This window comes from Chryseobacterium artocarpi, assembly GCF_001684975.1.
Taxonomy (GTDB): Bacteria; Bacteroidota; Bacteroidia; order Flavobacteriales; family Weeksellaceae; genus Chryseobacterium; species Chryseobacterium artocarpi.
This window is the reverse complement of record NZ_MAYH01000050.1, coordinates 1-19520: the sequence shown is the minus strand read 5'-3', so window position 1 is coordinate 19520 and position 19520 is coordinate 1. Positions and strand designations below refer to the sequence as shown.

General features: G+C 35.2%; 15 protein-coding genes and 1 pseudogene. 14 read left to right on the top strand and 2 right to left on the bottom strand.

Annotated features, from left to right (window positions below; genetic code table 11):
- The first annotated feature begins 122 nt into the window (after positions 1 to 122).
- From BBI01_RS20600 to BBI01_RS20560, 9 genes are all read left to right on the top strand, one after another.
- A complete protein-coding gene (locus tag BBI01_RS20600; protein ID WP_065396536.1) occupies positions 123 to 893 on the top strand; it encodes a glycogen/starch synthase in 771 nt (256 codons plus the stop codon).
- 13 nt (positions 894 to 906) lie between these two features.
- A complete protein-coding gene (locus BBI01_RS20595) occupies positions 907 to 2514 on the top strand; it encodes a DUF4270 family protein (RefSeq protein ID WP_083190179.1) in 1608 nt (535 codons plus the stop codon).
- A 36-nt stretch (positions 2515 to 2550) separates the two neighbouring features.
- Positions 2551 to 4404, top strand: coding sequence for a glutamine--fructose-6-phosphate transaminase (isomerizing) (gene glmS / locus BBI01_RS20590; RefSeq protein WP_065396534.1), 1854 nt, complete (start codon positions 2551 to 2553; stop codon positions 4402 to 4404).
- A 108-nt stretch (positions 4405 to 4512) separates the two neighbouring features.
- Positions 4513 to 5934, top strand: a complete 1422-nt coding sequence (porK, locus tag BBI01_RS20585; RefSeq protein ID WP_065396533.1) for a T9SS ring complex lipoprotein PorK/GldK — start codon at positions 4513 to 4515, stop codon at positions 5932 to 5934.
- A 60-nt stretch (positions 5935 to 5994) separates the two neighbouring features.
- The gene (gene porL, locus BBI01_RS20580) at positions 5995 to 6687 is read left to right on the top strand and encodes a type IX secretion system motor protein PorL/GldL (protein WP_065396532.1); all 693 of its coding nucleotides are present in this window, start codon (positions 5995 to 5997) and stop codon (positions 6685 to 6687) included.
- A 48-nt stretch (positions 6688 to 6735) separates the two neighbouring features.
- A complete protein-coding gene (porM, locus tag BBI01_RS20575) occupies positions 6736 to 8328 on the top strand; it encodes a type IX secretion system motor protein PorM/GldM (RefSeq protein WP_065396531.1) in 1593 nt (530 codons plus the stop codon).
- Positions 8329 to 8348: 20 nt separating this feature from the next.
- Positions 8349 to 9287 carry a type IX secretion system ring subunit PorN/GldN gene (porN, locus tag BBI01_RS20570; protein ID WP_065396530.1) on the top strand — a complete coding sequence of 313 codons (939 nt, stop codon included), beginning with the start codon at positions 8349 to 8351 and terminating at the stop codon, positions 9285 to 9287.
- Positions 9288 to 9425: 138 nt separating this feature from the next.
- Positions 9426 to 10460, top strand: a complete 1035-nt coding sequence (locus BBI01_RS20565) for an NAD(P)/FAD-dependent oxidoreductase (RefSeq protein ID WP_065396529.1) — start codon at positions 9426 to 9428, stop codon at positions 10458 to 10460.
- 24 nt (positions 10461 to 10484) lie between these two features.
- Positions 10485 to 10742: a SemiSWEET transporter gene (locus tag BBI01_RS20560; RefSeq protein ID WP_083190188.1), complete on the top strand. Its 258-nt coding sequence runs from the start codon at positions 10485 to 10487 to the stop codon at positions 10740 to 10742.
- Positions 10743 to 10798: 56 nt separating this feature from the next.
- Here BBI01_RS20560 and BBI01_RS20555 read toward each other — a convergent pair whose 3' ends face one another.
- Positions 10799 to 11233, bottom strand: a complete 435-nt coding sequence (locus tag BBI01_RS20555; protein WP_065396527.1) for an META domain-containing protein — start codon at positions 11231 to 11233, stop codon at positions 10799 to 10801.
- A gap of 38 nt (positions 11234 to 11271) precedes the next feature.
- Positions 11272 to 11664, bottom strand: a complete 393-nt coding sequence (locus BBI01_RS20550; RefSeq protein WP_065396526.1) for a hypothetical protein — start codon at positions 11662 to 11664, stop codon at positions 11272 to 11274.
- Positions 11665 to 12164: 500 nt separating this feature from the next.
- On the opposite strand from BBI01_RS20550, the gene BBI01_RS20545 reads away from it, so the two are divergent.
- The 5 genes and pseudogenes from BBI01_RS20545 to BBI01_RS20525 all read left to right on the top strand — a co-directional run.
- Positions 12165 to 12551, top strand: a complete 387-nt coding sequence (locus tag BBI01_RS20545) for a hypothetical protein (RefSeq protein WP_065396525.1) — start codon at positions 12165 to 12167, stop codon at positions 12549 to 12551.
- A gap of 150 nt (positions 12552 to 12701) precedes the next feature.
- The gene (locus tag BBI01_RS20540) at positions 12702 to 13784 is read left to right on the top strand and encodes an efflux RND transporter periplasmic adaptor subunit (RefSeq protein ID WP_065396703.1); all 1083 of its coding nucleotides are present in this window, start codon (positions 12702 to 12704) and stop codon (positions 13782 to 13784) included.
- 21 nt (positions 13785 to 13805) lie between these two features.
- The gene (locus BBI01_RS20535) at positions 13806 to 17000 is read left to right on the top strand and encodes an efflux RND transporter permease subunit (protein ID WP_065396524.1); all 3195 of its coding nucleotides are present in this window, start codon (positions 13806 to 13808) and stop codon (positions 16998 to 17000) included.
- Positions 16987 to 18429 carry a TolC family protein gene (locus tag BBI01_RS20530; RefSeq protein WP_065396702.1) on the top strand — a complete coding sequence of 481 codons (1443 nt, stop codon included), beginning with the start codon at positions 16987 to 16989 and terminating at the stop codon, positions 18427 to 18429. The genes BBI01_RS20535 and BBI01_RS20530 overlap by 14 nt, the downstream gene beginning before the upstream one ends.
- A 271-nt stretch (positions 18430 to 18700) precedes the next feature.
- Positions 18701 to 19520: pseudogene (locus BBI01_RS20525) on the top strand (hypothetical protein); the annotation flags it as partial.

The window sequence follows — 19520 nt, the reverse complement described above, 5'->3', positions numbered from 1 at the left end:
ATGTGTTTTTAATACTTTGCAAATGGGAAATTTCGTAAAAAAATGTTAATTAAAATAATGTTGGATGTTTTTTTGTAATTTTGCACATTAAAGCATTTTTACAAAAATTAGATAGAAAGTTTATGCCGAATCAAAAAATACTGTACATTACTACAGAGATGTATCCATACCAAGAAGACACAAATATGGCTGCAGTGGTAAACAAAATGGCACTTAAGATGCACAATGAAGGCAATGATGTAAGAGTTTTTATGCCAAGATTTGGACAAATAAGTGAGAGAAAATTCCAGCTTCATGAGGTGATCCGTCTTTCAGGGATGAATATTATTATCAATGACCTGGATCAGCCTCTAATCATTAAAGTAGCGTCTCTTCCGGGGGAAAGACTTCAGGTTTACTTTATTGACAATGAAGAATACTTCAAAAGAAAGCAATATTATTTCGACGATGAAGGAACCCCTTTCGATGATAACGACGAAAGAGCTATTTTCTTTGCCAGAGGAGTAATTGAAACCATCAAGAAATTAAATTGGGTACCTGATGTGATCCACCTTAATGGATGGATGTCTTCTTTTGTTCCAATTTATCTTAAAACTTATTACGAATCAGATACTTACTTTAAAGACGCTAAAATTGTTCTTTCCCTTTACAATGAGAAAGACGCTGATCTTGACAAAAAGATTGATGAAAAACTGAAGTTTGATAATATTTCAGGATTAAAAGCGTTAGATAACCCAACAATCAAAAGTTTTGTTATTGAAAGTATGAACTACGTGGATGCTGTTGTGAAAGGAGATGAATTCCTTGATGAAGACCTTGATAAGGCTTTCAACGAAACAACTATTCAAAAGTCAGAGTATCTTGACGTAGATTCTATAAACCAACTTTATTAAAAACACATTTTTAATGACTCATACTCTTAAAAGGACTTTCGCCATGCTTTTCTTGGCGGTTTTCGGAAGTGCAATACTTTACAACTGTGAACCAGATCCGGATTCTCTTGGTGAGCAGCTTTTCGATAAAGATGCAGCAGTAGGTGTTGAAACTCCATATAATGTTATCGCTTACAATATTAGTAATAATGACTCTATTAGGAGTGATGCTTCCAGACTTATTGCCGGGCTTAATGCTTCAGGTACTTCAGTAAGTGTGGGCGTATTAGGATCTTTTACTGAAGGACAGTTTGGAACGCAGAAAGCATCTTATATTACTCAGTTGAGAATGCCTGTAGATAATTTTGACTTTAGCGGACCTAACGCAAAAGTAGATTCTGTTGTATTGGTAGTAAGACCTCCGGCAAATACGATGGATGATACTTACTATATTGCAGATTCTATCAAAGCGCCGGGAGCATATGACAGAAGTGATTTCCCTGTTGGGAATGAAACGGTAGCTGTTTCAATAGATAAAAAAACCTATCCGGTTCGTAAATATGGTAATATTTCTAAGTCAATGACTATTAATGTTCACGAAGTAACTACTTTTATAGATACAAACAATGATGCGTTTACACGTTCTAATGCATCTGTTGTTACTGGTGATCTTTTAGGTTCGGCAGTTTTTGACGGAAATATGAGTACGGTAACAGTTACAAAAAAGTCAGATAATACAAATCTGTTCACAGGAAATCTAGGGTTCAGAATGAAGTTAGATAATAACTTTTTCCAGACTCGTATCATAGATAAAAAAGGAAAACCTGAACTTCAGGATGCTTCCAACTTTATCAGATATTTCAGAGGAATTCAGCTTTCTGTAAGCGAAACAAACAAGTATCTTTTCCAGTTTTCTCCTAATGATTTAGAAATTATCATGTACTATAAATATGATAAAACAGAAAATGGAACTACAACCCATCCACAAACTACTCTTAAGTTTAACTTAGGAAGCGCCAATGCTCATATTGGAAAGTACGAATATACAAGACCAAGTTCTTTTACAACAATAGTAAATGGTGCAAACAAAGAAATTGGTGATCAAAAGCTTTATGTTCAAGGAATGGGAGGACCATCTGTAGGAATAAAAATTTCTAAAGAAACTCTTGACAAGATGAGAAAAGAACTTTATGATCAGAAGAAAGCTATTGTAGGAGCTAAAATCAGAGTATATGTAGATCCTCTAACTTTTGAAAATAAACATTCTGTGGAAGGAGATCGTAAGTTCACGCTTGTTCCTCCTATGAAAATCGTTGATGGAGTGAAACAATATCCATTTACCTCAGATTTAGCAAGCGGACTTCCTATGTATTATTATTATAAGAAGACTTCGGGTAAACCTGAATACTATGACTTAACGGTAACAAAAACACTTAAAGATATCACTGAAGCTAAGGCGTTCTCTGCTGAAGATCTGATCTTAAAATTGGATTTAGGTTCGTTTGTTAAAAATTCCCAAGGAACTCCTGCTGGAGCTCAGTATACAACTAGAGCAACAGATATGAACAGAGCGGTTTTGGTTGGAAATGATAACTCAACGCAGAAAATACAGTTATTTGTTACTTACGGAACAAAAAAATAAATAAATAAAACACAATAAACACTAGACAAAATAAATATGTGCGGAATAGTAGGATATACAGGATTTCAGGATGCTTATGAGATTGTTATTAACGGTCTTAGAAGATTGGAATACAGAGGGTATGACAGTGCTGGAATTGTTTTAGAAGGTTCAAATAATAAACTTGAAGTTGAAAAAACAAAAGGTAAGGTAGATGATTTGGTGAATATTTCGGAGGGATTAAAAGGGACGGCTAAAATTGGTATGGGACATACCCGTTGGGCTACCCATGGAGTTCCAAGTGATAGAAACTCTCACCCACATTTGTCAAACAATGGAAAAATAGCTATTGTACATAATGGTATTATTGAAAACTATGATACTATCAAAACAATGCTTACTGATAAAGGTTTTACCTTCAAATCTGAAACAGATACTGAAGTATTGGTAAACTTAGTTCAATATTTTATGGATCTTAATCCTGAAACAGATTTCCCAACGGCAGTAAGATATGCTTTGAATGAAGTATATGGTGCCTATGCAATTACTGCACTTCATGAAGATTATCCTGGAGTTTTAGTGGTGGGGAGATTAGGGTCTCCTTTAGCTATCGGAATTGGTGAAAAAGAATACTTCATTGCTTCTGATGCGTCTCCTTTTGTAGAATTTACAAAGGAAGCCATCTATCTTGAAGAAGGACACATGGCAACGATTTCTTTGGAAAACGGTGTTGATATCAGAACAATCAATGAGAACTCTAAAATTGAGCCTGAAATTCAGGAGCTTAAATTAAGCCTTGAACAAATTGAAAAAGGTGGATATGAGCATTTCATGCTTAAAGAAATCTTTGAACAACCTAAATCTATCCACGATACAATGAGAGGGAGACTTCTTGTAGACGAAGGCGTTATTAAAATGGCTGGAATTTGGGATCATGTAGAGAAGTTCAAAAATGCAAATAGAATCATCATCATTGCTTGTGGTACTTCTTGGCATGCAGGTCTTATTGGTGAATATCTTATTGAGGAATACGCAAGAATTCCGGTTGAAGTAGAATATGCTTCAGAGTTCAGATATAGAAACCCTATCATTACAGATAAAGATGTTGTTATTGCAATCTCTCAATCAGGGGAAACTGCAGATACAATGGCAGCATTAAAATTGGCTAAGGAAAAAGGAGCATTTATATATGGTATATGTAACGTTGTAGATTCTTCTATTGCAAGAATCACTGATGCAGGTTCATACACTCACGCTGGTCCTGAAATCGGTGTTGCTTCCACAAAAGCATTTACAGCGCAGCTTACAATCCTTACTTTAATTGCTTTCAAGCTAGGAAAACATAACGGAAACTTAGGTAACGCTGAGTTTATGAGCTTAATTGCTGAACTTGACGCTATTCCTAAAAAAATAGAAGAAGTATTAAGCACTACTCATGAACTGACTCAGAATATTGCAAGAGACTTCGTAAAAGCAACGAATTTCCTTTATTTAGGAAGAGGATACAATTATCCTGCAGCATTGGAAGGAGCGTTGAAATTAAAAGAGATTTCTTACATCCATGCGGAAGGATATCCTGCAGCAGAAATGAAGCACGGTCCGATTGCTCTTATTGATGAGAACATGCCAATTGTTATTATAGCACCTAAAAAAGGTCACTATGATAAAATTGTGAGTAATGTTCAGGAAATTAAAGCAAGAAAAGGAAAAGTTATTGCTGTCGTTAATAAAGGTGACCGTCAGGTTAGTCAAATGGCAGATTATGTTATTGAAATTCCAGAAACATCAGAATGTTTCTCTCCAATCGTGGCGTCAGTGCCTTTACAGCTGCTTGCTTATTACATTGCAGTATATAGAGGAGCAAACGTGGATCAGCCGAGAAACTTAGCAAAATCTGTGACTGTTGAATAAAAATTTGTTGTAAATAAAATAAATTTAGATTTCTTTCGTTATTTCAAAATAAATCTTAAAAGTTTCTTAAAAAAATTATATATTTACGGCTTAATTATAAAAATTAACATGAAAAGGATATTTCTTTTATTATTGTCTGCGTCGGTAGCATCGGTATCTTGTTCAGGTGGTGGCAGCTCTTCTGTAGGGAAGCCAGGAACAAAAGGAGAATTGATACCAAGAGAAAAAACAAAATCATTTGTTGCGGAAAGACCATACGGAATGGTTGCAATTCCTGCAGGTTCATTTGTTGCTGGTTTAGCAGATCAGGATCCAACAAATACTCCTGAAAAAGCATCATTGAAGACAGTTACTGTTTCTTCTTTCTTCATGGATGAAGCAGAAACTACCAATTCAGAATACAGGGTATTCATTAACTATGTAAGAGACTCTATTGCAAGAACTCTACTAGCAGAAGCTGCCGGAGAAGGTGGTGACGAAGGTGGAGGCAGAGGAGCAAGCATAGGAGATTATGCATACCTTGCTAAAAAAGAAGAAAATTTAACTCCTTATCAGGAATATATGGAAGGGCAAGGCGGACGTGAAGACGGAAGCTATGATGCCAGCAAAAGATTAGATTGGAAAATTCCTTTACACTGGAGTACATCAAAATATCCGGATGTAGAATACGCAGAAGTTTTAGAATCTATGTATTTGCCAGCTTCTTCCAGAATAGGAAACGAAAGAATTTTAGACGTAAGTAAACTTAAATATACCTACCGTTGGGGAGATATGGATGCTGCACTTGCAGACAATGAAAGAGGAGCGAATTACCTAAAGAGTCAAAGTATTGCGATCTATCCTGATACGACTGTTTGGGTAAAAGACTTCCACTTTGCTTACAATGAGCCATTATTTGAACAATATTTCTGGCACAAAGCTTACAAAAACTACCCTGTAGTAGGTGTAACTTGGGATCAGGCAAGAGCTTATTGTAACTTCAGATCTAAATTGAAAACAGATTACAACGAAAGTTTAAAAAGAAAAAAACAAAGACCATTGCAGTTCCGTCTTCCTACCGAATTTGAATGGGAATATGCTGCAAGAGGTGGTATGCAAAATGCCACTTACCCTTGGGGTGGTCCATATTTAATGGATGACAGAGGTTGCTACTTAGCAAACTTTAAACCTAAGAGAGGTAACTATATGGAAGACGAGAAAAAGGGTACTTATACATATACAGCTCCAGTTAAGAAATTTAAGAAAAATGGGTTTGGATTATATGATATGGCTGGGAACGTTTCTGAGTGGACTGAATCTGCATATAACAATTCTTCATATGGATTCTCTTCTACATTAAATCCTTCTACTAAAGATAAAAAGGATGATAAAAGATCTGTAAGAGGTGGATCTTGGAAAGATATAGGATATGCATTAATGACAGGGGCTAGAGATTGGGAAAGAAAAGATTCAGCAAGAAGCTATATCGGATTTAGAACTGTTCAGGATATCCCTGAAGCAGCTGTTAAGCCAAGAAGAGTTAACAGATAATCAATCAAAACAACTATTTTTCAATACAATTTTATTTAACATTAAAAAAACTAACTCAATATGTTTAAGACGAAAGATGCTTGGATGAATTTCTTCTATTCATTCGGTGCTGCAATTGTAATTCTTGGAGCTTGGCTTAAAATTACTCACATTACCCTGGGACCAATTAATGGTAATATCGCTCTTACTGTAGGACTTATTACAGAAGCTATTATCTTTATTATTTTTGCCTTTGACCCTCCAAAAACTGAAGAGTCTTACGCTTGGGAAAACGTTTATCCTGAATTATTAGATAAACATGCTAACCCAAACCCTTTACACTCAAATGTAACAACTAGAAATACAGGTAACCAATTTGCTGAACTAGAAAATTCTCTTTCTACCAAATTGGATAAAATGCTTGAAGACGCAAGATTAGACGTTCAATTATTCGAAAGACTAAGAACAGGAATCGATAAATTTTCAAGCTCTGTAGATCAAATCAACCAAACTGTTGACGTTTCTGCTTCTACACACAAATATAATGATCAGTTGAACAAGGCTGCTCAGCATATGGAAAGTATGAATGCATTATATGCAATGCAGCTAGAAAGCGGAAAGAAACAAGCAGAATTTGCTACTAAATATGTTTCCGACATGCAGAAATCTGTTGAACATTCTGAAAAATTCAATCAAGAGCTACAAGGTTTAACATCTAATCTTAATAACTTAAATAGAGTTTATGGCGGTATGCTAACTGCTATGAAATCTTAATTCCTAACCATTACTTAAACTATTTAATCAAAAAACAAAGAAAAGAGAATGGCACAAGGAAAACAGACCCCTCGTCAGAAGATGATCAACCTGATGTATCTGGTGTTCATCGCGATGATGGCCCTAAACATTGATGCAGAAATCATCAGATCATACTATGACTCGACCAGAGCATTAAACGAAACCAGAACTTTAACAGAAAGAAAGAACGAAAAGATCTTTGAAAAAACACTGGAAGCTAAAGCACAACAGGTTCCGGATACGTATTCAAAACCTTGGCAAGACTACCGAGTTTTGAAAGGTAAGATTGATGCATTGGTAAAACATGCTCAGGATATCAAGGACTTGTTGAAAAAACAATCTGAGTTCCACGATAAAGATCCTAAAACCGGAAAAGATATTGATGTAAGTGAAAACTTCGCTGCTCTTAACAATAACGAAGCTACTACAGAATATTTCTTTAAGGAAGGAGACGAAAATACACCATCGAAAAATGCATTAGACTTAAAAGCTAAAATTGATGATGTAAGAAATTATATTAATGCAACTTTTGGTAACAACCCTCAGCTTACAGACTTAGTTGAGAGAGCTAACAAGTCTCTTATCGCGGAATATCCTAAAGGAAAATCTCCAAACGAAAAGACTTGGTTCCAAAATAAATTTTATCATCAGCCATTAATTGCTGCTATATCTAATTTGGAAATTATCCAAAATGATGCCAGAAATGTACAGTCTGATGCATTAGCCTTAATGCTTCAGGAAAAAGTAGATGCGAGTATCAAATTTACAAGCTATGAGCCAATTGTTTCAGGACCTACTGATATTCAAGCTGGTAAACAAGCAGAAGTAAAAGTAATGCTAGGTACTTATTCTAACAGTAATAAGATCAGTATTTCTGGAGTGAGCAAGCAGGAAAATGGTAAAGGTATTATTCCTATTTCTGGCGCTGGAATCGGTGAGCATAAATTAGGAGGAACTATTACATTAACAGATGCTTCAGGCAAGCCACAATCTTTCCCTTGGACGCATACTTATAATGTAATTGCAGGACCTAGAGAAGTAAAACTTGAAAAAGGATTATTACTTTCTGCTGATAAGATGAATGTAATGTATAGAGGACTAGAGAACCCTGTTTCAGGATCAATCTTAGGTGCAGACAATTCTAAACTTTCATTATCAGCTCCGGGAGCAACTGTAAGAAATACAGCACCTGGTAAGTGGATTGTAAAACCTTCAACAGGTACTACTGTTAAGTTGACATTATCTGGAGTAGATCCTTATGGTAAAACGGTTTCACAGGTATTTGAATATAGAATCAAGAATGTTCCGCCACCACAAGGACAGATGAGAGGTCAGAATGTATTGTCGATGCCGGCAACTTCTATTCCTAATCAATCTGTACAGGCAGCTATTCCTGACTTTGATTTCCCTGTTTCGTTCAATGTAACTCAATTCATGGTAAGAGTACCTGGTAGAGCAGCATTATTGATCCACGGTAACTCATTAAATGAAGCTTCAGGATTAATCAAGAATCTGAGATCTGGAGACGTAGTTTCTATCTTCGATATTAAAGCTACTGCTCAAGGATTAGAAGGACAACAGATTAAAAACATTACTCCTATAATTATTAATGTTCAATAGGACTAAAATTGTAATTTATTATGAAAAAATATATTAGCACCCTTTTAGTATTAGTTTCGGGATTTGCATTTTCCCAGACTATTCTGAACGCTTCTTCTCCAGAAGAGTTTAGACAGATGAGAGCGGAGAACAAACAAAAAGTTGGTGATACTATTATTGATAAAACAGTAAAGCCTCTTGAATATGGATTTGTTGAAGACAAAGACATCCTTAAGAGTATGTTTGTTTGGGAAATCATTGATATGAATGATAAAATCAATCAACCATTTTACTATGATAATCCAGACGGTCTTCTATCTACACCTACAAGATCTCTATATCAGTTACTGTTAGATGCAGCTTTAACTGGTAAAATTGAGCAGGTGTATGATGATGAAAATTTTACTGTAAAACTTTCACCTGAAGGGATTCAGAAAAGATTGGAGAATGTTAGAATCAACGATGCTGCAATCGATATCTTGAACTCTGGAAGACAATTAACTGAACAGGAGAAAAAAGAATATACCGATGTATTTAAAACAACTACTGATAAAGTAAAAGTTCTTAAAATTATGGGTATGTGGTTCGTTGATAAGAGAGACGGACAAATGAAATACAGACCTCTAGGTATCGCAGCTATGGGACCAGATCCAGCGGTACAGGGAGTTATAGGACCAGATGGTAAGCCTATTGCAAGCAATGACGAACTTATCGACCTATTCTGGATTTTCTATCCGAGTGCAAGAGATATTTTAGCAAACAATTATGTTTTCAACAGAAAGAACTCATCCGCAGATCTGTCTTTCGATGATATCATCAATGCAAGAAGATTCTCTTCTGTAATCTATAAATCTTCAAGCGGTTTAGGAGACGGTACAATTAAAGATTATATCCCTAAAGATGCTGATGATCAGTTGGATGAAAGCGACAGAATTAAGTTGCAGATCCTTGAAATGGAAAATGATATGTGGAATTACTAAATTTCACTTGATATTTATACAAAACCTGAGTATTTTTACTCAGGTTTTTTTTATGAAATCGCTCTTTGTTGATGGCTAAACAATGATTAATGATGTTGCGATGAGATATAACCTTTAAAATAAAATGAAATTTCGCATATGAAAAATGTTGATTATATTATTGTTGGAGACGGATATGCAGGGCTTTTCTTTGCACATCAGCTGATTAAGAATAACAAATCGTTTGTAATCTTTTCTGAAGGAAGAAAAAGTGCTTCACAAGTCTCTGCAGGGATTATTAATCCGGTTGTTCTTAAAAAGTTTACGACATTCTGGAAAGCACAGGAGCAAATTGACTTTTTAAAAAACAGTCTTGAAGAAATAAAATCTTATACTGGAGAAAATTATTTGATCAATGCATGTATCCACAGAATTTTTCATGATGAAAATGAACAGAAGCTTTGGCTGAAAAAATCGGCGAACGAAGAACTTGTAAACTTTTTGAGTGAACAATTTGAGTCTTTAAATGTAGTAAAAAACGATTTTCTCACGGGAAAGGTTAATCAGTCTGCAAGATTAAATGTTAATGGATTTTTCACTGGTCTATTCAGTTATTTGGAAAAAAATGACTTTTTAATCAAAGAAAAATTTGAATACAGTAAATTGAATCCTTCCGAATCTGTTTATAAAGATTTAAAATTTAAGAATATTATTTTCTGTGAAGGGATGGGAGTAAAAGAAAACCCTTACTTTTCAGAAATCACGGTCAATCCAAATAAAGGTCATCATATAAAAGTTAAGCTTTCTCATCCCATTCCTAAAAATATTACCATTAAAAAGAAACATTTTCTTTTTCCGACAGGAACCGGATTGTATTTCTATGGTGGAACATATGACAGAGAACAACTTCATCATCATATTGATGAATCTGCAGTAAAGCAATTGGTTAATGGACTTTCAGAATTCTATCCTTATGATTTTGAAGTGGAAGAAGTCAATTTTGGGTTTAGACCCACGGTGAAAGACAGAAGACCTATTATTGGAAGACATGAAACTTATAATAATTTATATGTATTCAATGGTTTAGGAGCGAGAGGAATTCTGAATGGATGTTATTTTTCAAGAGACTTATTCCGTTTTATAGAAGATGGAGTTCCTTTACATGAAGAAGTTTCGTTGAACAGGTTTAAATAATTAATATTAACCCTTATAATGGTTATGACTGAAAATTTATTAGGAATAATAGCAGGAATTCTTACTTCTGTATCCATGATCCCACAATTGATAAAGGTGATCAGAGAGAAAAATGTGGAAGACATTTCCTTGCTGATGTTGCTGGTACTTATTTCAGGACTATCTTTATGGGTCTGGTATGGTTTTATGAAGGATGAATTACCTATTATTTTATCAAACTCCTTCGCTGTTTTAGTTAATATCAGTCTTTTGGTTTGCTATATTATATACAATAAAAAGTAAAAAAGGCGTCCTCATTATGAGGACGCCTTTTTAATATTAAATCTAATTATATTTTCTTATTCAAGAACGAATTTAGCTAAAGGAGCCATTCTCGCTTTGTTTAAAGTTAATGTATTTCCATTAACAGAATAGTTATCTGCTGCAAGGATTGCTTTTGTAAACTGGTTTTCAATATCCAGATCTTCACAAGCCATCATGGTAGACATTCCTTGGTTGAATTTAATTCTCATTACATCAGGTTTGATTTCAAAAGTCCCGCCTAAACCGTTACATCCTGCATGACCTTCATATCTCATTCCCTCCATGTTCAGCTTAAAGTACGGATTGTTCTTTTGATTTTTTAACTGAATCGGTTGTCCGTTAAGCTCTGTTAATTTCCAAGTCTTTCCTGTAATATCCGTTGTTGGTTTCTTTGCAGTTTGTGTTTGGCAAGAAGAAACAAGAAATACTGTAAGAACAAGAGCTGATAAATAGTAATATAAGCTTTTCATAAATTTTAAATTTTTAAATATTATGTTTAGTCCTTATGCTAATACGATGCCATTTTTGCCGGAGCAGACTCTTTTTTTGCCTGTTTAAGATGGAAAAGCACCATATCCACATTCTTCTTCAGAAAAGTGATATTTCCCTTAATTTCAGAGTATTGATACTCTTCATTAGAGGCAGTATACTCGGGTAAAGCATCACTCTTTTTTAGGTCATAAGTTTTACCGTTTAAATGTACAGTGGCTGTATTTTTAGTGCGGTTGATCGTTACTTCTATTTTTTCTCCATAGCTGTCTACGTATACATCCTTTGAAATGTCGTCTGTATTTTCAGGAGTTGCGGTAGTAACAGTTTCAGCTTCTTTACTGGGATGTTTACACGCTGTTGAGGAAAGAATTGCCAATCCGAAAAGGATTGAGGTTAATAAATTTTTCATAGTGATAAGTGATTTTAATGTGTTTCATGAATTATGGTGTTAATACTATATAAATTTACAAATATTTTTAATAAATATGTGTTAATTTTTCATAAACTAACATTAACTTTTGATTGTTGGGTGTTTTAAAAGCTTTTTTCAAAACATTTTTCAGGAAACGTAAAGTAATATTTAGAGTGAAGATTTTGTGTCAGGTGCGATTAATTCAGAATTTTTAATCGTCTTATTTCCAAAAGGATAAAGTGTATTTTTTTCATTGTTCATTTGTTGTGTAAATTTTTTGCAAAAATAATTCAAAAATAAGAGAATACCAAGAAGCTTATATTAATAAATTGAAAATCATGATAAAGTTTAGCTTTTAATAAATAAATTCAAATTCATAGTAAAACATATATTTAATATTTGATAAAATTTTGAATTCAGGTTATTTAAAGAAGAGTTAAATTTTGTTAATCCATTATGAAGATATCATAATCTAAGTGTACATTTGCGACTTCAATATGAGAAACTTTATAGTATACTTTTTAACTGGTCTTTTTCTACTATTTGTAGTGGAAAGCAGACTGAATGTTAAAACACTTCGAAATGACTATTCCGGTCATGTTTCTCATCATATGCCCAAAAGAGCCAACCGTCTGAATCAAACGTATGAAAAACTTTCTGTGCAGCAAATGGCAGATAATATAGACAATTCTACGCTGGAGCTTGCCGAAAATGATTTTCAATTTTCTGATGTATTTCAGGTAATTGCTGTTTTTGCAAGTGTCTTTGGTCTTGTTTATATTTTTGGTTTAAAAAGCTATAAGAAATTTAGACAGGATCTTCATGGTTTTGTTTTGGGCTTGGCAACTAAAAGATTTATTCTGATCCGTTCTATTAGAATTTAAAATTTCATTTTTTCGATTTTTTTCTGTCTGATATTCAGATGGGAAAACTCTGCGTTGTGTCGTTTGGTAATACCCACATCGCAATACTTCTTATTACCATTTTTATTTCTATTCAAAACATTAACGATTTATACAAACTCTAGAATTATGATAAAAAGAGTTGCCTCGGGCATTGCATTAAGCGTCCTGTTATTGGCTGTGAGCTGCAATAAGAAAAAGGAAGAAAAAGAGGAAGTAACGGTATATCCGGTAACTTCTCCTGTAGTGATGGATACTGTGATTAACAAAGAATATGTGGCTCAGGTTCAATCTGTAAAAAACATTGAAGTTCGTGCTCAGGAAAAAGGTTTCCTTGAAAAGATCTTTGTAGATGAAGGACAGTATGTGCAGGCAGGACAAACCTTGTTCAGAATTATGCCTAAACTGTATCAGGCGGAATTATTAAAGGCAAAAGCAGAAGTAGAACAGGCTTCTATAGAACTGAAAAATGCAAGTACACTAGCTGGAAACAATATCGTTTCCAAAAATGAAAAAGCAATGGCAAAAGCTAAACTGGATGCTGCCAATGCAGAGATGAAACTGGCACAGATTCATTTGTCATTTACAGATATCAAAGCTCCGTTCTCGGGAATTATTAATAGAATTCCTTTAAAATTAGGAAGCTTGGTGGATGAAGGTGATTTGTTGACTTCATTATCAGATAATACAAGTATTTACACTTATTTTAATGTTTCAGAACCTGAATATCTGAGCTATCAGACGCATGTTGCAGACAGAGGAAGCAATCAGGTGTCTTTAATTACAGCCAATGGTGAAACATACTCGCAAAAAGGAGAAATTCAAACTATTGAAGGGGAATTTGACAATGAAACAGGAAATATTGCTTTCCGTGCAAAATTTCCAAACCCCGATAAATTATTGAGAAACGGAGAAACCGGAAAAGTGCAGATGACGATGCCGGTTCACAATGCCTTAATTATTCCTCAGAAAGCTACGTATGAAATTCAGGATCAGAAATATGTATTTGTTGTTGACAAAAACGGAATGGTGAAATCCAGAAATATCAAAGTAGCTTATGAACTTCCAGATCTTTATGTAGTAGCTTCCGGAATTACAAAAGGAGATCAGATTCTTTTGGAAGGTGTTCAGAAAGTGAAGGATGATCAAAAGGTCAAAACAAAATTCCAGGATCCTAAAAAAGTTCTTCAATCATTGAAATTAAAAGCAGAGTAGTGAACTCTAAAGTGAAGTAGTATGTTTAAGAAATTCATTCGCAGACCTGTTCTGTCTATTGTAATCTCATTGATTATTGTATTTTTAGGAATACTGTCGCTGGTAAAGTTGCCGGTAACACAGTTTCCGTCTATTTCTCCGCCTAAAGTAAATATTACCGCAGAATATCCGGGAGCCAACAACGAATTATTGATTAAATCTGTTGTTATCCCTTTGGAAAGAGGTCTGAATGGTGTTCCAGGTATGAAATATATGACCTCGGATGCAGGAAATGATGGTGAGGCATCCATTCAGGTGGTTTTTGATTTGGGAACAGATCCTAATGTTGCTGCGGTAAACGTTCAGAACCGTGTTTCTTCCGTGGTTAATAAATTGCCACCTTTGGTAGTTCGTGAAGGGGTGAAAATTACCCGTGAAGAACCCAATATGTTGATGTACATTAACCTGTACAGTGATGATCCGAAAGCCGACCAAAAATTCCTTTTCAATTATGCAGATATCAACGTGATGTCTGAATTGAGAAGGGTGAGCGGAGTTGGTTTCGCCGATATTTTAGGAACCCGTGAATATGCAATGCGTATTTGGTTGAAGCCAGACAGACTTACGGCTTATAATATTTCGGCAGATGAAGTAATGGAAGCACTGAACGAACAAAGTTTGGAAGCATCGCCAGGTAAAACGGGAGAAAGCTCAGGTAAGCGTTCTCAGTCTTTTGAATATGTATTAAAATATCCGGGACGTTTCAATAACGAAAAAGATTACGGAAATATCATTCTAAGAGCAAAACCTGATGGAGAGTCGATTAGACTAAAAGATGTTGCCGATATAGAATTTGGAAGCTCGATGTATGATATTTATTCTACATTGAATGGGAAACCTTCTGCAGCAATCACTGTAAAGCAGTCTTACGGATCCAACGCAAGTGACGTTATTAAAAATGTAAAAACTTTGATGGCAGATCTTGAAAAAAATACTTTTCCTAAAGGAATGCATTATGAGATCAGTTATGACGTATCAAGATTCCTGGATGCTTCCATGGAAAAGGTAATTCATACGTTGTTTGAAGCCTTTGTGTTGGTGGCAATTGTGGTATTCCTTTTCCTTGGAGACTGGCGTTCTACCTTGATTCCCGCTTTGGCAGTTCCAGTTTCGCTGGTAGGAACATTTGCGGTGATGTCCGCATTTGGAATTACATTGAATATGATTTCCCTCTTTGCGCTGGTAATGGCAATTGGGGTTGTAGTCGATGATGCGATTGTGGTTATTGAAGCCGTCCACGCCAAGATGGAAGAGAAAAATCTTTCCCCTTTGAAAGCTACAGAAGAAGCAATGCATGAAATTAGCGGAGCAATTATCGCTATTACATTGGTAATGGCATCCGTATTTATTCCGATTGCATTTATGTCCGGACCGGTTGGGGTATTTTATCGTCAGTTTTCCATTACGATGGCTTCATCCATTATTTTATCGGGGGTTGTGGCTTTGACTTTGACACCTGCTTTATGTGCTTTAATCTTGAAAAATAATCACGGAAAAGCTAAAAAGAAAACACCGATTACTATTTTCCTGGATAAATTCAATAACCTGTTTACAAAAGGTGCCGGAAAATATGAGAAAATGTTGAATAAGACGGTAACTAAAAAAGCATTTACACTACCGTTATTATTAGCATTTTGTGCTGGAACTTATTTCCTGAGTAACTCTATTCCATCAGGATTTATTCCCGCAGAAGACCAAGGGATGATTTATGCGATTATTCAGACGCCACCGGGATCTACTTTGGAAAGAACCAATCAGATCGCAAGGGAATTATTGAAAGAATCCGAGGATATTGATGGTGTACAGTCTGTTTCATCCTTGGCGGGTTACGAAATTTTGACTGAAGGTACAGGATCGAACTCGGGAACCTGTCTTATCAACCTTAAAAGCTGGGATGAACGTAAAGAATCTGCAGCTGAAATTATAGAAAAGCTAGAAGAGAAAACCAAGAATATTCCTGGCGCTAATATTGAATTTTTCCAACCACCTTCTGTCCCTGGATATGGTGCAGCAGGAGGTTTTGAACTTCGTTTGCTGGACAAGGCAGGAAGTGGAGATTATCATAAAATGGAACAGGTAAGTAACGATTTCGTGAAGGAACTGAATAAGCGTCCGGAATTAGGATCTGCATTTACATTCTATTCAGCGAGTTTTCCTCAATATATGCTTAGAATAGATAATGACCTTGCGGAACAAAAAGGAGTCACTATTGAAAAAGCGATGGACAACCTTTCTACATTAATCGGGTCCAACTATGAAACAAGTTTTATCCGTTTTGACAGACCTTATAAGGTAATTGTTCAGGCGGGACCTCAATATCGTGCATTGCCAACGGATTTATTAAAGCTGTACGTTAAAAACGATAAAGATCAGATGGTACCTTATTCTGATTTTATGAAATTGGAAAAAGTATACGGTTTATCAGAAATGACAAGACATAATATGTATAATTCAGCTCAGGTGAGTGGTACTCCGGCACCGGGATACAGTAGCGGACAGGCAATTAAAGCCATTCAGGAGGTTGCGGATAAAACGCTTCCAAGAGGTTTTGGTATCGACTGGGCTGGGATTTCTAAAGATGAAGTAAGCAGAGGAAATGAAGCCGTATTTGTATTTCTGGTATGTTTAGGATTTGTTTATCTGATTCTTTCTGCACAATATGAAAGTTTTATTCTCCCTTTACCTGTTATTTTATCATTACCAGTAGGGATTTTCGGAGCTTTCTTATGTTTAAAACTATTAGGATTGGAAAACAATATTTATGCTCAGGTAGCAATGGTAATGCTTATCGGACTTTTGGGTAAAAATGCTGTATTGATTGTTGAATTTGCCGTACAGAAAAAGGCAGAAGAGGGAATTCCTGTAGCGAAAGCCGCTATTGAAGGAGCAGCGATACGTTTCCGTCCGATTTTGATGACTTCATTTGCCTTCGTTGCGGGGTTGATTCCGTTGGTGGTTGCAACAGGTCCGGGAGCTATCGGTAACCGAACTATTGGTACAGCCGCGGCAGGAGGGATGCTGATAGGAACAATCTTCGGATTGATGATTATTCCAGGATTGTATTACATTTTCGGAACCATTGCTGAAAAATCTAGATTGGCAAAATATGAAGAAGAAAATCCTTTAACAGAACAAACTGAACCGTATCAACACGATGACAAACATGAAGATTTATAATAAATATATAGCAGCCATCGTCTTATCGCTTGTTTTAGCAAGTTGTAAGGCGCCAATGGCAACCGTTATAAAAGATGAGGTAAAAACAAATATTCCTCAGAATTTCAATCAGGAAGACCAGCAGGATGCAAATAATAACAGCGGAACAACTCCTTGGAGACAATTTTTCACGGATCCGAATCTAGTAAGTCTTATTGAAACGGCTTTAAAGAACAATCAGGAATTACTGATCACACTTCAGGAAATTGAAATTGCCAAGAGTGGAGTTTTAGCTAAAAAAGGAAAATTAAGCCCAACAGTTTCTGCAGGAATAGGAGCTGGGTTGAAAAAAGCCGGACGATATACAAGTGAAGGAGCCGGAGATGCTACGACGGAAATAGAACCAGGAAGAGAAATGCCGGATCCGCTTGGGAATTTTGAAGGTGGATTAATGGCGAACTGGGAAATTGATATCTGGAAAAAACTGAGAACGGAAAAGGAATCAGCAGTGGCTCATTATCTTTCAACAGTAGAAGGGAAAAACTTTGTATTGTCTAATCTGATTGAGGAAGTTGCAGACAATTATTATGAATTGTTGGCGCTTGATAACCAATTGGAGATTATTCAGCAGTATATCAAACTTCAGCAAAAAGCATTGGAAATTTCCAAGATTCAGAAAGAAGCTGCGGCTGCCACAGAGCTAGCTGTGAAGAAATTTGAAGCAGAATTGGCAAAATCAAAAGCCGCAGAATATACAATCCGTCAACAGATTACTGAGAAAGAAAATCAGATCAATGCTTTGTTGGGAAGATATCCACAACCGATTGTCAGAACGAAGGAAAACTTTATGTCAACCATTCCGCCAACGGTTTATACGGGAATTCCATCCCAATTATTGGCAAACCGCCCTGATATCAAGCAGGCAGAATTAGAATTGAAAGCATCAAAACTGGATGTAGAAGCAGCTAGAAAAGAGTTTTATCCCTCATTAGAAATTTCTGCAACATTGGGATTAGAAGCATTTAAGCCTTCTTATTTGGTGAAAATGCCGGAATCTATTGCTTATAATCTGGTAGGAGAATTGGCTGGTCCGCTGATTAACAAAAGTGCGATTAAGGCAAACTTCCAAACGGCTGATGCCAAACAAATTCAGGCGTTATATGAATATGATAAAACCATTTTAAATGCTTATCTGGATGTAGCAAATTTGATGTCGAAAATTAAAAATATAGACCAGTATTATCAATTAAAATCCCAGGAAACAAAAGCTTTGGATCAGTCTATTGATATTGCCAACCAATTGTTCCGAAACTCCAGAGCAGATTATCTTGAAGTTCTTTTGAATCAGAGAGATGCATTGGATGCTAAAATGGAGCTTATAGAAGCGAAACAAAAACAGCTGAGTACTGTTGTGGATATCTATAAAAGCCTTGGTGGTGGCTGGAAGTAAAGAAATATCATAATTCAATCAATAAACAGTTAATGTTTTGAGGGTTGGCTCTTTGGGGTCAGCCCTTTTTTATTACGTCAAGTTCTGTCGTTGTGCTGTGGTAGCTTTGTGAGAGAATAATTATACAAATCTTGGAACGTATTCTATATTACAAAACAGTTATTTTAGTAGAGTTAAGCACCTACTATCATGGGTGCATCATCAAAAAGAGTATGTATATCCATATGTATTAGGTTCAACTACTGTTAGGGACTATATAAATGGAAAAGTAATGGTGACAAAAACAGATCACTATTATAAAAATGATTCTAAATTAAATAAAATTAAAGAAAAAATTACTTATCCATCAGGTGATTTTTATGAAACTAAATATCAGTATGTTACTGATATTTATCACGGAAGCCCTAATTATCCATACAGTGCTATCCCTCCTTATATATTTTTGTATAATTTTTTAACTAAAGGTTTATTTAGTGTTCCATTAATAGTAACTAATTATAAGAATAATAAATTTTTAGACAGAACTCAAACTATTTACAATTATACCGATAATAATAATTTGTATGATGCGACTCTTCCTAGAAAAAAGCTATATTATACGGAAGAGAAAAATGTAATATCTACATCTACTCTTGAATTACCGGATACAAATTATGGTTCTGTAGAAATCACATATGATAAGTATGATGATAAAGGCAATCTCCAACAGTATACTACAAAAGATGGAATTTCAACAGTGATTATTTGGGGATATAATCAAACTAAACCTATTGCTAAAATTGAAAATATTAAGTTTTCGGATATTCAGCCATCATTGATTGATGCTATTGTGAATGCAGCTAATAATGATAACCAACTTGGAACTGTTGATTCCGATCAGTCACTCATGAATGTACTGGATAACTTTAGAAACGATTTATCTTTATCTAAATATCAAATTACAACTTATACGTACGATCCATTTATTGGAGTAAGAAGCATCACTCCACCATCAGGGATCAGGGAATTATATCTTTATGATTCCGCAAACAGGCTTGAGAAAGTAGTGGATGTGGATGGAAAAGTGCTGAAGAAAATGAAGTACAACTATA

Excerpts from the sequence above, each read along its gene's own strand:
- BBI01_RS20600 (WP_065396536.1), top strand. The coding sequence starts at position 123 with ATGCCGAATCAAAAAATACTGTACATTACTACAGAGATGTATCCATAC.
- BBI01_RS20595 (WP_083190179.1), top strand. The coding sequence starts at position 907 with ATGACTCATACTCTTAAAAGGACTTTCGCCATGCTTTTCTTGGCGGTT.
- glmS (WP_065396534.1), top strand. The coding sequence starts at position 2,551 with ATGTGCGGAATAGTAGGATATACAGGATTTCAGGATGCTTATGAGATT.
- porK (WP_065396533.1), top strand. The coding sequence starts at position 4,513 with ATGAAAAGGATATTTCTTTTATTATTGTCTGCGTCGGTAGCATCGGTA.
- porL (WP_065396532.1), top strand. The coding sequence starts at position 5,995 with ATGTTTAAGACGAAAGATGCTTGGATGAATTTCTTCTATTCATTCGGT.
- porM (WP_065396531.1), top strand. The coding sequence starts at position 6,736 with ATGGCACAAGGAAAACAGACCCCTCGTCAGAAGATGATCAACCTGATG.
- porN (WP_065396530.1), top strand. The coding sequence starts at position 8,349 with ATGAAAAAATATATTAGCACCCTTTTAGTATTAGTTTCGGGATTTGCA.
- BBI01_RS20565 (WP_065396529.1), top strand. The coding sequence starts at position 9,426 with ATGAAAAATGTTGATTATATTATTGTTGGAGACGGATATGCAGGGCTT.
- BBI01_RS20560 (WP_083190188.1), top strand. The coding sequence starts at position 10,485 with ATGACTGAAAATTTATTAGGAATAATAGCAGGAATTCTTACTTCTGTA.
- BBI01_RS20555 (WP_065396527.1), bottom strand. The coding sequence starts at position 11,233 with ATGAAAAGCTTATATTACTATTTATCAGCTCTTGTTCTTACAGTATTT.
- BBI01_RS20550 (WP_065396526.1), bottom strand. The coding sequence starts at position 11,664 with ATGAAAAATTTATTAACCTCAATCCTTTTCGGATTGGCAATTCTTTCC.
- BBI01_RS20545 (WP_065396525.1), top strand. The coding sequence starts at position 12,165 with ATGAGAAACTTTATAGTATACTTTTTAACTGGTCTTTTTCTACTATTT.
- BBI01_RS20535 (WP_065396524.1), top strand. The coding sequence starts at position 13,806 with ATGTTTAAGAAATTCATTCGCAGACCTGTTCTGTCTATTGTAATCTCA.
- BBI01_RS20530 (WP_065396702.1), top strand. The coding sequence starts at position 16,987 with ATGAAGATTTATAATAAATATATAGCAGCCATCGTCTTATCGCTTGTT.